This window comes from Dyella sp. PARNA 12/25 (assembly GCF_055702865.1).
On the sequence record NZ_JBVQCI010000001.1, the window covers coordinates 214,098 to 229,312 of the forward strand.

12 protein-coding genes are annotated in these 15,215 nt (G+C 62.5%); 9 read left to right on the top strand and 3 right to left on the bottom strand.

Annotation, left to right across the window (positions count from 1 at the left end; genetic code table 11):
- Positions 1-125 precede the first annotated feature (125 nt).
- Together AC0GUR_RS00915 and AC0GUR_RS00920 are read left to right on the top strand one after the other, a co-directional pair.
- Complete coding sequence (locus AC0GUR_RS00915; RefSeq protein WP_472875579.1) at positions 126-1,802, top strand: phospholipase C; 1,677 nt, start codon at positions 126-128, stop codon at positions 1,800-1,802.
- A 168-nt stretch (positions 1,803-1,970) separates the two neighbouring features.
- Positions 1,971-3,497 (top strand): multicopper oxidase family protein, encoded by a 1,527-nt coding sequence (locus AC0GUR_RS00920; protein ID WP_472875580.1) that lies wholly within the window; start codon positions 1,971-1,973, stop codon positions 3,495-3,497.
- Between the two features lie 84 nt (positions 3,498-3,581).
- On the opposite strand, the gene AC0GUR_RS00925 is transcribed toward AC0GUR_RS00920, so the two are convergent.
- Entirely contained in the window at positions 3,582-4,238 is a 657-nt protein-coding gene (locus tag AC0GUR_RS00925; RefSeq protein ID WP_472875581.1) for a DUF502 domain-containing protein, read from the bottom strand.
- A 122-nt stretch (positions 4,239-4,360) separates the two neighbouring features.
- The gene (locus tag AC0GUR_RS00930) at positions 4,361-4,849 is read right to left on the bottom strand and encodes a DUF4442 domain-containing protein (protein WP_472875582.1); all 489 of its coding nucleotides are present in this window, start codon (positions 4,847-4,849) and stop codon (positions 4,361-4,363) included.
- Positions 4,850-5,052: 203 nt separating this feature from the next.
- Here AC0GUR_RS00930 and AC0GUR_RS00935 point away from each other — a divergent pair, with 203 nt between their 5' ends.
- Positions 5,053-7,047 carry an alpha/beta hydrolase family protein gene (locus AC0GUR_RS00935; RefSeq protein ID WP_472875583.1) on the top strand — a complete coding sequence of 665 codons (1,995 nt, stop codon included), beginning with the start codon at positions 5,053-5,055 and terminating at the stop codon, positions 7,045-7,047.
- A 74-nt stretch (positions 7,048-7,121) separates the two neighbouring features.
- On the opposite strand, the gene trxA is transcribed toward AC0GUR_RS00935, so the two are convergent.
- Positions 7,122-7,985 (bottom strand): thioredoxin, encoded by an 864-nt coding sequence (gene trxA, locus AC0GUR_RS00940; protein ID WP_472875584.1) that lies wholly within the window; start codon positions 7,983-7,985, stop codon positions 7,122-7,124.
- A gap of 142 nt (positions 7,986-8,127) precedes the next feature.
- On the opposite strand from trxA, the gene AC0GUR_RS00945 reads away from it, so the two are divergent.
- From AC0GUR_RS00945 to AC0GUR_RS00970, 6 genes are all read left to right on the top strand, one after another.
- The gene (locus tag AC0GUR_RS00945; RefSeq protein WP_472875585.1) at positions 8,128-8,769 is read left to right on the top strand and encodes a paraquat-inducible protein A; all 642 of its coding nucleotides are present in this window, start codon (positions 8,128-8,130) and stop codon (positions 8,767-8,769) included.
- A complete protein-coding gene (locus AC0GUR_RS00950) occupies positions 8,766-9,389 on the top strand; it encodes a paraquat-inducible protein A (RefSeq protein WP_472875586.1) in 624 nt (207 codons plus the stop codon). Before AC0GUR_RS00945 ends, AC0GUR_RS00950 begins: the two co-directional genes overlap by 4 nt.
- A complete protein-coding gene (locus tag AC0GUR_RS00955; RefSeq protein WP_472875587.1) occupies positions 9,382-11,061 on the top strand; it encodes a PqiB family protein in 1,680 nt (559 codons plus the stop codon). The genes AC0GUR_RS00950 and AC0GUR_RS00955 overlap by 8 nt, the downstream gene beginning before the upstream one ends.
- Complete coding sequence (locus AC0GUR_RS00960; RefSeq protein WP_472875588.1) at positions 11,058-11,672, top strand: PqiC family protein; 615 nt, start codon at positions 11,058-11,060, stop codon at positions 11,670-11,672. The genes AC0GUR_RS00955 and AC0GUR_RS00960 overlap by 4 nt, the downstream gene beginning before the upstream one ends.
- 209 nt (positions 11,673-11,881) lie before the next feature.
- The gene (gene leuS / locus AC0GUR_RS00965; protein WP_472875589.1) at positions 11,882-14,641 is read left to right on the top strand and encodes a leucine--tRNA ligase; all 2,760 of its coding nucleotides are present in this window, start codon (positions 11,882-11,884) and stop codon (positions 14,639-14,641) included.
- Positions 14,642-14,646: 5 nt separating this feature from the next.
- Positions 14,647-15,210, top strand: a complete 564-nt coding sequence (locus tag AC0GUR_RS00970) for an LPS-assembly lipoprotein LptE (RefSeq protein ID WP_472875590.1) — start codon at positions 14,647-14,649, stop codon at positions 15,208-15,210.
- Positions 15,211-15,215: the final 5 nt, after the last annotated feature.

The window sequence follows — 15,215 nt, forward strand, 5'->3', positions numbered from 1 at the left end:
GCAAGCGACTTTTTCGCAGGAAAATGCGCTGCTTTATTGTTATTCGCCTGTCACCTTGACTGCCTATCGTCCGCGCATTCAGCGCTTGAGGGGAAGCGCTTCACCGCGACCGAAGGGAGTCTTCCATGCGAAACAAACTCGCAGTCTGTCTTGCCGCGTGCATTCTCAGTGCTTCTGCCATATCGCTTGCCCAGATTCCGGTTCATGCCGAAGACGCCGCTGATGGCCGGTGGCACCACGGCGCCCATACGGCGACGCCGATCAAGCACCTGGTGGTGATCTTTCAGGAGAACGTCTCCTTCGATCACTACTTCGGTACTTACCCGAATGCGGCGAACGCTCCGGGTGAACCGACTTTCTATGCGCGTCCGTTCACGCCCAAGGTCAATGGCCTGACCACGGCGCTGCTCACCAACAACCCGAACAAGAACAATAGTGCCAACGGCGCCGGTGCGATCAACCCGTTCCGTCTGTCGCGTGTGCAAGCCGCCACCGCGGATCAGGACCATGACTACGGCCCGGAACAGCAGGCGTTCAACGGCGGTGCGATGGATCTGTTCCCGCTGAACACCGGCACGGGCGAAACGCTGCCGGGTGCGCCTGCCGATGAGAACGGCACCGGGCAGGTGATGGGCTACTACGACGGCAACACTGTCACTGCGCTGTGGAACTATGCGCAGCGCTTCGCGATGAGCGACAACAGTTACAACACCACGTTTGGCCCCTCCACGCCTGGCGCTATCAATTTGATCTCTGGCCAGACCAACGGCGTGACGCAGACGCTCAACGGAACGGCCAACGAGATCGACGATGGCCAGGGTGGCCTTACGCTGATTAGCGATGCGGATCCGATTGGTGACGTGTGCTCTTCACCCACTGGCAACCAGGTGCAGCTCGGCGGCCCGAACGTGGGCGACCTGTTGAACAAGGCCAACATCACCTGGGGGTTCTTCGAAGGCGGTTTTGACTTGAGCCAGGTGAACGCCAACGGCAGCACAGGCTGCAAGCGCAGCACGCAGTCGGCGGTGACCCAGGTGAAAAAGGCGGACTACATTCCGCATCACCAACCGTTCCAGTACTACGCGTCCACCGCCAACCCGACCCACGTGCGTCCGACCTCGGTGGCGAACATTGGCCATCAGGGCGATGTGGCCAATCACCAGTACGACCTCAACGATTTCTACGCGGCCGTCGAAGCAGGCAACTTCCCGTCGGTGAGCTTCCTCAAGGCTGCTGGCTATCAGGATGGCCACGCTGGCTATTCCGATCCGCTGGACGAGCAGCAGTTTGTCGTGCACGTGCTCAATTTCCTGCAGCAGCGTCCGGAGTGGCGCGATACCGCCGTGGTGATCGCGTATGACGACTCCGATGGCTGGTACGACCATCAGGCTGCGCCGCGCGTGAATGCGTCGAAGACTGCGGCCGACGCGCTGGACGGTGCGGGCGTTTGCGAGGGGCACGGCACCTTGCCGGGCGTCAACAGCAAGGGCCAGCCGGTGCAGGGACGCTGCGGTTTCGGCCCGCGTCTGCCGTTCCTGGTGATTTCGCCGTGGGCCCGCAGCAATCACGTGGATCACACGCTGACCGATCAGTCGTCAGTGACGCGTTTTATCGAAGACAACTGGCTGCATGGTGAACGTCTCGGCGGCGGCTCGTTCGACGCGGTGGCTGGCACCTTGAACAATATGTTCGATTTCTATCAGCCGCACCCGGGCCATCGCCGGCTGTTCCTGGACGAACAGACGGGCGAGCCGGTGAAGAAGCATGGGTCACACGAGGGTGATCACGACTCGGACGACTGAGTCATCCTTAGCGACATCGAGCGCCCCGGACCGCCGTCCGGGGCGTTTCGTTTTGCCTGTTTCGTCGGTATAGGGAGGTGACTGGCTTTGCATCCTTCGCGTCGTCGTTTTCTTCAGGGCATAAGTCTGTTCGCGGGCGCAGGTACATTGCGCGCGCTGGGCGCACCCATGTCCATGCCCATGGCAGCGGCCAAGAGCAAGGGTCTTTGCCAGCACGCCATCGAGGATCAGGCCAGCATGCCGCGCTTGCTGGACCCGTCGCGTCTCGCCCCCTTCGTCGACCCTTTGCCGCTACCCGAAGTGCTGCGCCCCAAGGTGGGTGAAACGTTGCGCATCGCCATGCGCGAAAGCACGCAGCGTTTGCACCGTGATTTGCCGCTGACCCGCCTGTGGACGTATGGCCAGGCGATGCCGGGTCCCCTGATTGAAGCGCGTAGCGGCCAGGTGGCACGCGTCGAATGGATCAATCAACTGCCGCAACACCACTTTCTGCCCGTCGATCACCACATCTGTGGCGCCGAGGCAGACCAGCCGGAAGTTCGTGCCGTGGTGCATGTGCATGGTGCGCGCGTGCCGGCGGCGGACGACGGTTATCCCACCGACTGGTGTGTGCCCGGCCAGTCGCGTCGACAGACTTACCCCAACAAGCAGGATGCGGCGACGCTGTGGTACCACGACCACACCATGGGCATCGAGCGCCTGAACCTGTACGCCGGACTGTTCGGCATGTACCTACTGCGCGACGAGCACGAGCTATCGCTTGGCCTGCCCGATGGCGAGCACGAGCTGCCGCTGGTGTTGTGCGATCGCCTGCTGACCGAAGACGGTCAGCTCTATTACCCGGTATCTGGCGTCAGTGACGCGCCATGGGTGCCGGAAGTTTTTGGTAATGCGATGCTGGTCAACGGTGCGCTGTTGCCTCGACTCGAGGTGCAGGCTCGCCGTTATCGCTTTCGTGTGCTCAATGCAGCGAACGGGCGGTTTTTCCGCTTGAGTCTGCGTGGCCAGCGACCGTTCCTGCAGATCGGCAGTGATCAGGGCCTGCTGGCGGCGCCGGTGACACAGACGAGCTTGTTTCTCGCCCCTGGCGAACGGGCGGACCTGGTGATCGATTTTGCGGAGCTGGCTGGGAGCGAGATCGAGCTGTTCAACGATGTGTTACCGCTGATGCGCTTCAACGTCGCGGCGGGCAAAGTCAACGACACCAGTCGCGTGCCGATGGTGTTGCGTGATGTGCCGCGCGTGTCGGAGTCGAAGGCCACCCTTACGCGTGTGCTTTCCATCGACGAATACGCCGACTGTGTTCAACAGCCCATGCTCATGCTGCTGGACGGCAAGCATTGGCATGACCCGGTGAGCGAAAAGCCGCGACTGGGCAGCACTGAAATATGGAGCCTGGTGAATCTCACCGGTGACACGCACCCCATTCATCTGCATTTGGTGCGCTTCCAGATTCTCGACAGGCGTCCGTTCGATGTAGACGCGTACCTGGCGTCAAAGACCTTGCGATACACCGGTCCGGCGCAGCCGCCCGCACCACACGAAGCAGGGTGGAAAGACACGGCGCAGGTGTATCCCGGTATGGTGACGCGCTACATCATCACCTTTGAGGGCTACACCGGGCGTTATGTGTGGCACTGCCACCTGCTCGAGCATGCCTCGAATGAAATGATGCGGCCGTTCGAGGTGGTTTGAGAGCAGGAGTGAGAAGTGAGGAGTGAGAAGTGGGAGATCAAGCACAAGAATGTTCGCTCGCTCTCACTCCACACTCCTTTTTACTCACTTCTCACTCAGTACCGGCGAGCGCGGCAAGGTATCGGGCGCGACAGCACCACCGGAGATGATGAAAGCCATGGCTTGGTCCATCGTCCAGTCGGTGGGGGTGAGTTCCTCCACCGCCACGACTTCCAGGTAACCGCCCGTCGGGTTGGGTGTGGTGGGGATGTAGACAGCGGCCATCTCGCGGCCGGTGCCTTCTTCCGTCATCACGCGGGTGACAAAACCAACCACCTTCATGCCCCGGCGCGGAAAGTCGATAAGCACCACGCGCTGCACGCCCGACGGCTTCTGTTGCAGCACAGCCATCAGCTTCTTGGTGCCGCCATAGATGGTTTGCACCAGCGGGATGCGCGCAAGCAGGGCATCGAAACCATCGATCAGGCGCTGGCCAATCACTCGGTTGGCCAGCCATCCAAGCACATACAGAACGCCCAGCGTCAGCAGCAAGGCAAGTACGAAGATGACCCAGGCTTTGCTGAGTGCCGTGGTCGCCTCCGGGGAGGTTGACGACAACGCTGTCAGCAATGCCGATGCCAGCGGTGTGCCGATCTCGGCGAGCATGCTGAGCACAAATTTGAACACCACCCACGTTACCCAGAGCGGGATAAAGGTGAGCAGGCCGGTGAACAGATAACGCTTGATGCGCAGACGTTTCATCGAGAGGGGGCTATGGAGAGGACGGGGCATTGTCCCACGGGGACTAACGTTGCGTCGCAGGAGATGTGTCCTGTGCCACCTCTCTGGATGTGGTCACTCGATGTCTGTGTGGGTGAGGCGGGTTACGCGGCCTGTGCTTCGACCCTGTCCGCCTGCTCCAAGCGTGCCTTGGGCTTGAGCCGCACATACAACTGCTTGCGCACGCGGGCCACGACGTCGCCGCGGCGTGTGGTGATGTCTACTTCAAACCAGCGCAGCACCTTCTCGCCGCCAGCCGCCGCGGATCGTAGTTCGTCGGTCACCGCCGGCTCCAGCTTGAAGTGGGCGTAGACGTCCTCGCGCCCCGGCGAGACGAATTCGATCGCGCCCGCCTTGTCCCACACAAAGTAGTCGTCACCAAGCTGATGCATGGCCAGCAGCATCCAGAACGGGTCGGTCATGGCAAACAGATTGCCGCCGAACTGCGAGCGCACGTAGTTGCGGTTCCACGGACGCAAGCGCAGCACCACGCGCAGCTCGGTCCAGTCTTCGGACACATAGGAGACGTGGATGCTGTTGAACAGAAATGGAGGCCACAGGTTCATCAGGCGGCGGAAGGTGGATGCGCGCATCGGCAATCGGTTTGGCGTTTTGGAAACGACCGAAGTATAGCGCATACATACGTATGCGTATGGTTTCGTGGTCTGGGCGATTCCCGCCCCTTTAAGGACCCGAAACAGTGAGATTTAGGCCCCCTGATGGGCGCAGGTTCATGCCTATACTCTGCTTGCAGCGACGGTGCATGGGGCGCCTCGCTACAGGGGGAGGGGAGTGCATGGAAAAGCGATATCAGCGCGCCGTGTTTGGTGTGCTTTGTCTTTTGTCGTGGCCGCTATGGGCCGCCACCGTGCCGTTTGCCGACTTGGCGCGTCACGTGCAATACGACCAGGTGAAGATTTCCGGCGACGGGCATTACCTAGCTGCCACCACGGTGGTGAAGGGTAAGCCCATGCTGGCGCTGATCGATCTGGTCAATCACAACGGCAAGATGATCAAACCCAGGGAAGGCAACCAGGTCATCCATTTCTGGTGGGCCAACAATCACCGGGTGCTTTATACCGAAGGCACGCAGGTGAGCGGTTTTGATCGGCCCTTCTCGACCGGCGAAATTTTTGGCGTGAATGCGGATGGCACGGGTGGGCAGCTGCTGTTTGGTTACCGCGCGGGGGCACCATCGCGTACGGCCACGCACATCGAGCAACCCCAGCCGGAGCGCGCATCGGCAAAAATCGTTGACCTGATGCGCAATGGCGACGGTAACCATGTGCTGATTGCCGTCACACCGTGGGACAGCGGCCACGATGGCGCGTTCTCACAGCTTTACGTGATGGATGTGAACAATGGCACCAAACGACCCGCCGGAACGGCACCGGTACGCGACGCGCATATCGTTGCGGACAATCACGGAGTCGCGCGTATTGCCGCGGGTTGGGACAGCCATGCTTATCCGGTGGTGTACTACCGCACCGGAGAGGGGCAAACATGGGAGCTGCTTTTCCAGGGCTCCGGACAGCGCGCCATTCCCTGGCCGTTGACCTTCAGCCGCGATGACTCACTGGTTTACATGGAGTGCCAGGCGGACGGCGCAGTTGGAGCACTTTGTCCGTGGGATGTATCGACGCGGACCATGAAAGCGCCGGTGTGGACAAACGACACAACGACCGTTGAAGAGCTGATGCTCAGCCTCGATCAGCGTGATGTCGTCGGCGTGTATGCCATGCCCTCACATCCGTCGGCATCGGCTTTTGTGCCCGGCTCGGACACCATGCAGGCGATCACGACGCTAACCAAGGCACTGCCGGGTGAGAGCATTCGTATTGTCTCCAGTACGGATGATGGCTCGAAGGCCGTAGCGCTAGCCTCGTCGGATATGGATCCGGGTACTTACTACTTATGGGACAAGGCCAGTGGTAAGGCTGCAGCGCTGTTGCAGCGAGCGGACTGGATCAAGCCCGGCTTGATGGCGCAGATGAAGCCCGTCGAGTTCAAAGCGAGGGACGCGCTCACCATCCACGGTTACCTCAGCATGCCGCCCAACCGCGAACAGGCAAAGCATCTGCCGATGGTGGTGCTGGTGCACGGCGGCCCGATCGGTATCCGTGATTCCTGGGAATACGACCCGATGGTGCAGATGCTGGCTACGCGTGGCTATGCCGTGCTGCAGGTGAACTACCGTGGTTCCGGTGGTTATGGTGAGCAGTTCGAGAGGGCGGGTTATGAGCAGTGGGGCGGAAAAATGCAGGACGATGTCACCGATGCGACGCATTGGGCCATCGACCAGGGCATCACCACGGCCGGGCATGTCTGCATCTTCGGCGGCAGCTATGGTGGTTATGCGGCGCTGGAAGGTGCGGTGAAAGAGCCTGACCTCTATCGCTGCGCGATCGGCTACGTCGGCGTCTACGATCTGGCCAAGATGTACACCGACGGCGATATCTCCGACCGCACTTCAGGCAAGGCCTATCTGCGCTACGCGCTTGGCGCGGATCCGCAGGAACTGGCCGCGCATTCGCCGATTAATCAGCTGGACAAGCTCAAAGCCAGCGTCATGCTGATCGTGGGTGGGCAGGACGTGCGTGTGCCGCCGATACAGGGTCAATCGCTGCACGCGGCGTTGTCGAACCGTGGTATAGCGCACGAGTGGTTGTACAAGCCTGGCGAGGGCCATGGCTTCTACGACGAGCAGAACAACGCAGAGCTGTATGAGCGCGTCACCCGGTTCCTCGATCAGAACATTGGGGTCAGTGCAACGGTCGCCGGAACGCCCTGAAAAACACCAGGCCCATTCCCGTGAGGGAATGGGCCTGAGTGGAGATGCTCAGCTGAGGGTGAGCGCGCAGGAGATCAGAACAGCAGCGACGCCATGCGACGGCGGTAGCGGCCCACCAGCTCGGCATCGTCCAGCGTGGCGAATGCGGCGAGCAGGCGCTTCTTGGCCTGCCCGTCGTTCCAGTCGCGCGCTTTTTCCAGCGTGGCGAGAAACTGGTCGAGTCCAGCGGCGGCATCGCCCTCCAGCAACAGCCTCACGCCAAGCAGATCGCGCGCCGCCCAGTCGCTGCCATCGGCCTGGACGCGGTGCTGCAGCTCCTGCATCGACGGAGCGCCGTTCAGTGCGCGCGCCAGATCAAGCTGGCTGCGCAGTCGCACGGCCCGGGCATCGGTGGCCAGGTTGGCGGGGAGGGAGGTCAGCTCTGCTTCGGCGGCATCGGCCTGGCCGGCACGCATAAGCGCCAGCGCCAGATCCAACTTCAGTTCGGACCGCTCGGGTTCAGCCGCAATTGCTTGCTGGATGCGATTGATCGCCTCTTCCGGCGACTCGGGCGTGGCTTCCACGGCATCCTGCTCGGCGCCGTCCTGCGGCTGCACGTGGCGGGTGAGGAACTCGCGCAGCTGACCTTCCGGCAGCGCGCCGGCGAAACCGTCCACGATCTGCCCATCTTTCACCAGCATCACGGTGGGGATGCTGCGAATGCCAAACATCGCCGCCAGCTGCTGCGACTTGTCCACGTCCACCTTGGCCAGCCGGAACGCGCCATTGAACTCGCCGGCCAGCTTTTCCAGCATCGGACCCAGCGTCTTGCAGGGGCCGCACCAGGTTGCCCAGAAGTCCACCAGGATCGGGGTGGTCAGCGAGGCCTGCAGCACCTCGGCTTCGAAATTGTCCTCGCGCACGTCAAAGACATGCGTATCGGCGGTCGTGGCACTCACTAGGAACTCCCTTAGACGAATGGCCCTCACATCAGGGCAACGGGCAGCATATCAAGGTCTCATGGGCGTACAGCCGGACCGAATCCAGGATGTGTCCAAGGACCTATCGGCGTTTGCCTTCGATATTTGCGAAAATCCCCCAATGACCCTGCCAGCCCAAGGCATCAAACCCGGCATTGCCCCGCCCACTCTGTGGATCTGTGAGCATTGCGACACGGTATATCGTCGGCGCGTGCTTGCTTGCGGCGAGGTTGCGCGCTGCACGCGCTGCGGTGCGCTGTTGGCGCGCCACCACTATATGGGCGTGAGGGGCATGCTGGCGCTGGTGCTGACGGCGATGATCGCCTTCGTGCAGGCCAATATCTGGCCCATCGTGACCCTGGGGCTCAATGGCCAGATGATCAGCAGCACGTTGTGGGGCTGCATTGTCATGATGTGGCACGAGAACTCGCAACTGGTCGCGGTGATCGCGGCCTGCACGCTGTTCTTCTTCCCCATCGGCAAGATGCTTCTGCTGGGCTGGGTGCTGCTGTACGCCCGCAAGGGCCTGCGCGCGCCAGGCTTCCGTTGGGCCATGGTGACGCTGCACCAGATCGGTCCGTGGACGATGAGTGAGGTGTTTGTGCTCGGCACCCTGGTGGCCATCGTCAAGGCGCATATGTACTTCGACGTGATACCGAACGCAGGCGTGTTTGCCTACGGCGTGCTGATGTTGTGCATCACCGCCTTTGCCAGCATCGACGTGCGCGAGCTGTGGGACATCACCGTGGATCGACCCGCATGAGCGCCATGCCGCGTGCCAGGGACCTTGGCCTGATTGGTTGCCATGTCTGCGGCATGGTCTGCCGTGATGCGCGCGCGGCGGATGTCGCCTGTCCGCGTTGTGGCTCGGCATTGCACCATCGCAAAACGTCGAGCTACGTCCGATGCTGGGCACTGCTGATCGCGGCCTTTTTCTTCTACATACCAGCCAACGTGCTGCCGATCATGCGCACCGTGAGTGTGGGCGATGTGGATGACAACACCATACTCAGCGGCGTCATCGAGCTTTGGGTGAAGGGCTCGCCCGATCTCGCCGTCATCGTGTTCACGGCCAGCATTGTCGTGCCAGTGCTGAAGTTTTTCGCGCTGGGACTGTTGCTGATCAGCTCGCAGCGGCGCAGCGAGTGGGCGCAGCGTCAGCGCGCCAAGCTGTATCGGCTGGTCGAGTTCATCGGCTACTGGTCGATGCTGGACGTGTTTGTGGTGGCGCTATTGACCGCGCTGGTGCAATTTGGGTTTTTCAGCCAGGTGGAACCGCTGCCTGGCGTGATGTTCTTTGGTCTGACGGTGATCATCACCATGATGGCCTCGATATCATTCGATCCGCGATTGATCTGGGATGGCAGGGATTACGATGACTGAGGACAACAAGCCGACCCCGAACGACCTGCCGGAGCCGGTGGTCCAGCGGCCACGTCTCAATGTCTCTTTGGTCTGGCTGGTGCCGATCATCGCGGCGCTGGTAGGCCTGTCGCTGGTGATCCATGCGTGGGTTGCGGCGGGGCCCACCATTTCCATCAGCTTCCAGACGGCCGAGGGGCTGGAGCCGGGCAAGACCCCGGTGAAGTACAAGAACGTGATCATTGGTCGCGTCACCGCCGTGCGCCTTAGCCAGGACCGCGCTCGCGTCGTGGCCAAGGTCGCACTGGAAAAGAGTGCGCAGGGCTTTGCCACCGCCGATACGCGCTTCTGGGTAGTGCGGCCGCGCATCGGCCTGGGTGGTGTGTCGGGTATCGATACGTTGTTGTCTGGTGCTTTCATCGGCGCGGACGTAGGCCAGTCGCAGGAACCGCAGGATGATTTCGAGGGCCTGGAAAATCCGCCGTCAGTGACCCATGGCGCTCCGGGCAAAACCTTCGACCTGCACGCGGACGACCTGGGTTCACTCGATATCGGCTCGCCCATCTATTACCGCCGTATCCAGGTGGGTCGGGTGTCGTCCTACCATCTGGACCCGGACGGCAAGGGGGTTACGCTCGAAATCTTCATCGATGCGCCGAACGACCAGTTCGTCACCACCTCGTCGCGCTTCTGGAACGCCAGCGGCATCGATGTATCGCTGGGCGCCGACGGCTTGAAGGTAAGCACGCAATCGCTGGCCACCGTGCTGGCGGGTGGCGTGGCCTTTCAGGACCCACCTGGCCCGCATGACATTACGCCGGCCGCCCCGGATGCTGGGTTCCGCCTGTTCAGCGATCGCGCTACCGCCATGGCGCCGCCCGATGGCGAGCCCAAATACATCCGCATGCGCTTTGCACAATCGCTGCGCGGTTTGACGGTGGATGCGCCGGTGGAATTCCTCGGCGTGCCGTTCGGCCGCGTGGTGTCGGTGAACCTCGACTTCGATGAGAAGACACAGACGTTCCCGACCGTGGTGGGGGCCGTGATCTATCCGGCGCGCCTCGGCAAGGCACACGACAAGCTGGTAGCACTGGCCAAGGCGCGCGGTGATGACGAGCAGATGTCGCAGATGATGAGCCGCCTGGTCGAACATGGCCTGCGCGCGCAGGCGCGCACCGGCAACCTGCTGACCGGGCAGCTCTACATTGCGATGGACTTTCTGCCCAATGCACCCAAGGTGGCTTTCGATGGCACCGCTAAACCGCTGGAGATTCCCACCTCCCCGGGCGACTTCCAGAAGTTGCAGGAGCAGCTGGTGGATATCGTCGGCAAAATTCAGAAGATTCCGTTCGACAGCATCGGCAAGAACCTCGACCAGTCGCTGGCCGAGCTCAACCAGACGCTCAAGCAGGTCAACACGGGCGTGCTGCCTGAGGTGAAAACCACCTTGAAGGGGGCGCAGCAGACGCTGGGCAACGCCAACAACGCGCTGGCGCCGGACTCGCCACTGCAGCAGAACCTGGGCGGTACCCTGCAGGAGCTGCAGCGAGCCGCGCGCTCGCTGCGGGTGCTCACTGATTACCTGGGCGACCATCCGGACGCACTGCTGCGGGGTCGCCGCGCCGATGATAAGCCGGCGCAGACACCGCCGCTGCCGCCGCCGGGCGCACCGTCACAAGGGAGCAAGCCATGAGTCGCCTGGGAAATCAGAAACTGACCGTCGCCGTGCTGGCGTTCGTGCTGGGCGCCTGCAGCTCGGTGCCGACGATGCGCTACTACACGCTGGTACCGCCCGCGGGCGGCGAGGCCGCCGTGGCGCCGGCGGCGCAGCCTTTCCAGTTCGAGCTGTTGCCGGTGACCGTACCGGCCCAGGTGGATCAGCCGCAGCTGGTGGTTCGCCAAGGTGGGCAGGGCATAGCCGTCTTGCAGGGCGAACGCTGGGTGGCGCCGCTGGGTGATGAGTTACGCAGTGCCTTGTCGGCCGACCTGACCCGCGATTTCCGGGCGCAGGATGTCAGCGGACTGCCCGGCCAGGGCAATACCACGGTGAGAATCAAGCTGGATGTGCGTCGCTTCGATTCGGTGCCGGGCAGCTACGCTTATATCGATGCCGCCTGGAGCGTGCGTTCGTTGAAGGGTGGGGAGCCGCTGGCCTGCACCAGTCGCATCAGCGAAACGGTGGGAACCGGCTACGACGCGCTCGTGCAGGGGCACCAGCAAGCCGTTACTCGCCTGGCAGGCCAGATCGGTGCGGCTGCGGCCGCCATGGCGACCGGTCGTACCCCCTCCTGCCCCCAGAGCTGAAGCACTTCCTGTAGGAGCGCACTTGTGCGCGACCGCCACGTCACCGGGTACCTCGGGGCTGGCCGGTCGCGCACAAGTGCGCTCCTACAAGAAAGCGCCTACAACGGCGCCGTTTGAGGGCCATTTGGCGCTGAACAGCCCTCAATTCTGCTAGTCTGCCCCGTTCACATCAGTCAGTGCTGACTGAGCAAACAAACGGCGCCGGACACATGCAGGACATTCAGGATCAGGGTTCCCAGGATCAGGGCAACGAGCAGGGTTACCAGCCGCAAGCGGTGGAAACCGCCGCGCAGGCGTACTGGCGCGACCAGCGCGCGTACGAGGTAAAAGAGGACGCGTCGCGTCCCAAGTTCTACTGCCTCTCGATGCTGCCGTACCCGTCCGGCGCGCTGCATATGGGCCACGTGCGCAACTACACCATTGGCGACGTGATCAGTCGCTACCAGCGCATGCAGGGCAAGAACGTGCTACAGCCGATGGGCTGGGACGCTTTCGGTCTGCCTGCCGAAAACGCCGCGATCAAGAACAAGACCGCGCCGGCCAAGTGGACCTACCAGAACATCGAACACATGCGCGGCCAGCTGCAGCGCATGGGCTTCGCTTATGACTGGACCCGCGAGTTCGCCACCTGCCGTCCCGAGTACTACCGCTGGGAACAGTTGATGTTCACGCGGTTGATGAAGAAGGGCATGGCCTACCGCAAGAACGCGGTGGTGAACTGGGATCCGGTGGACCAGACCGTGCTGGCCAATGAGCAGGTGGTCGACGGTCGCGGCTGGCGCTCCGGCGCGCTGGTGGAAAAGCGCGAGATCCCGCAGTGGTTCCTCAAAATCACCGATTACGCGCAGCAGTTGCTGGACGGACTCGACACGCTACCCGGCTGGCCGGACGCCGTGAAGACCATGCAGCGCAACTGGATCGGGCGCAGCGAGGGCCTGGAAATCCACTTCGACGTGGAAGGCGAGGCCGAACCGCTGACCGTGTTCACCACGCGCCCCGATACGCTGATGGGCGTCACCTTTGTTTCCATTGCCGGCGAGCATCCGCTGGCGCTGAAGGCTGCCAAGGACAACGCGAAGCTCGCGGCTTTCCTGAAAGAACTCAAGCACGGCGGCGTATCCGAAGCCGAGCTAGAGACGCAGGAAAAGCGCGGCATGGATACCGGCATCGAAGCCATCCATCCGCTGACCGGCGAAAAGATTCCGGTGTTCGTGGCCAACTTCGTGCTGATGGGTTACGGCACCGGCGCGGTGATGGCCGTGCCGGGCCATGACCAGCGCGACTGGGAATTCGCCAAGCGCTACAGCCTGCCGATCAAGATGGTGGTGGTGGATCGCGCCGTGCTCGACGCCGTGGCGGAGATCAAGCACGACCTGTCCAAGGGTGTGGGTGCGGACCCGATTCGTGCCGCCTTGCACGGTAGCAGCGTCGATGCCTATGGCACCGCCGCCGCTGTTGAGCTGATCGAAGCGTTCGAGAACAGCATCCAGGAAGACAGCGCCTTTACTGAGCGCGGCTATCTGGTGAACTCCGGCGAGTTCGACGGGCTCGATTACGACCAGGCCTTCGACGCCATGGCCCTGCGCTTCGCGCGCGAAGGCAAGGGCGTGCGCCGCGTGAACTGGCGCCTGCGCGACTGGGGCGTGAGCCGCCAGCGTTACTGGGGCTGCCCGATTCCAGTCATCTACTGTCCGACCTGCGAAGCGGTGCCGGTGCCGGAAGACCAGCTGCCCGTGGTGCTGCCGGAGGACGTCGCATTTTCGGGCGTGCAGTCGCCGATCAAGGCCGACCCCGAGTGGCGCAAGACCACCTGCCCGCAGTGCGGTGGCCCGGCCGAGCGCGAAACTGACACCTTCGATACCTTCATGGAGTCGAGCTGGTATTACGCGCGCTACACCAGTCCGGGTGCCAAGGATCAGGTCGACGAGCGCGCCAATTACTGGTTGCCGGTGGACCAGTACATCGGTGGCATCGAGCACGCCATCCTGCACCTGCTGTACTTCCGCTTCTATCACAAGCTGATGCGCGACGCTGGCCTGGTGCAGGCGGACGAGCCGGCCACCAACCTGCTGTGCCAGGGCATGGTGATTGCCGAAACGTTCTATCGCGACAACGCCGATGGTTCGAAGGACTGGATTAATCCAGCCGACGTGGAGATCGAGCGCGACGAGAAGGCGCGCGTGATCGGTGCACGTTCGAAGCAGGACGGCAAGCCGGTGAAGATCGGCGGCACCGAGAAGATGTCCAAGTCCAAGAACAACGGCATCGACCCGCAGGCGATGGTGGACAAGTACGGCGCTGATACCGTGCGCCTGTTCTCCATGTTCGCCGCGCCGCCGGAACAGTCGTTGGAGTGGAGCGAAGCCGGTGTGGAAGGCATGGCCCGCTTCCTGCGTCGCTTCTGGCGCGAAGTGACCACGCATGCTTCGCAGCCGGATCATCCGGTGGTGGACCCGGCCCAGCTTGACGCGGGCCAGAAGGCACTGCGCCGCCATGTACACGAAACCATCCAGAAGGTCAGCGATGACCTGGGCCGTCGCCACTCCTTCAACACGGCCATTGCCGCGCTGATGGAGCTGCTCAACGCGTTGAACAAATTCAACGACATGAGCGACCAGGGCCGTGCCGTGCGCCACGAGGCGCTGGAGGTGATGGTGTTGCTGCTTAACCCGGTGGTACCGCACGTCAGCCACACGCTGTGGCAGGTACTGGGTCATGCGCAGTCTGTGCTGGAAGACCAGCCCTGGCCGCAGATCGACAGTGCCGCGCTGGTGCGCGACTCCCTCACCCTTGCAGTTCAGGTCAACGGTAAGTTGCGCGGTACTATCGAGGTCGCTGCCCATGCCTCGAAGGAAGAGGCCGAAGCGCTGGCCCGCGCCCATCCGCAGGTGGCTGCCTTCCTGGAAGGGCAGGCCGTGCGCAAGGTAATCGTGGTGCCGGGTAAGATCGTCAACATCGTCGCAGGATGAAATTCATGAGCCGTGTGTTCAAAGCTTCGCTGCTGTTGATGTCTACGCTTCTGCTCGCTGCGTGCGGATTTCATCTGCGCCAGAACGCGACATTGCCGCCCGCCATGCAGCGTGTGCACGTGACGGTGAACAATAATTTCCAACTGCAGCGTGATCTAGAGCGCGCGCTGGTGGCCTCAGGTATTAAGGTGGAAGACCACGCCGGTGCGGACGTCGCCGTGCTGAATGTGCCGGTGGCGCTGTTCAGCACCGATACGCTGACGGTGAGCGGCCAAGCACGCGTGACCGAATACACGGTGCGCTATCAGGTGCAATTCGACGTGCATGACGGTGCCGGCCAGCCGATGATGCCGCGTCAGCGCATCGATATGCAGCGTGAATTCAGTTACGACGCCACCAACACCGTCGGTACCACGGCGCAGGTGGACGCGATTCACAGCAGCCTCAATGACGACATGGTGCAGGCGATCCTGTTCCGCCTGCAGGCAGCCGGCAAACACCCGACCAAGACCGCTGAAGAGGCGGCTGCTCAGGACGCCGGGCCGGCCCCGGCTACCAGCACACACTAAGAGCC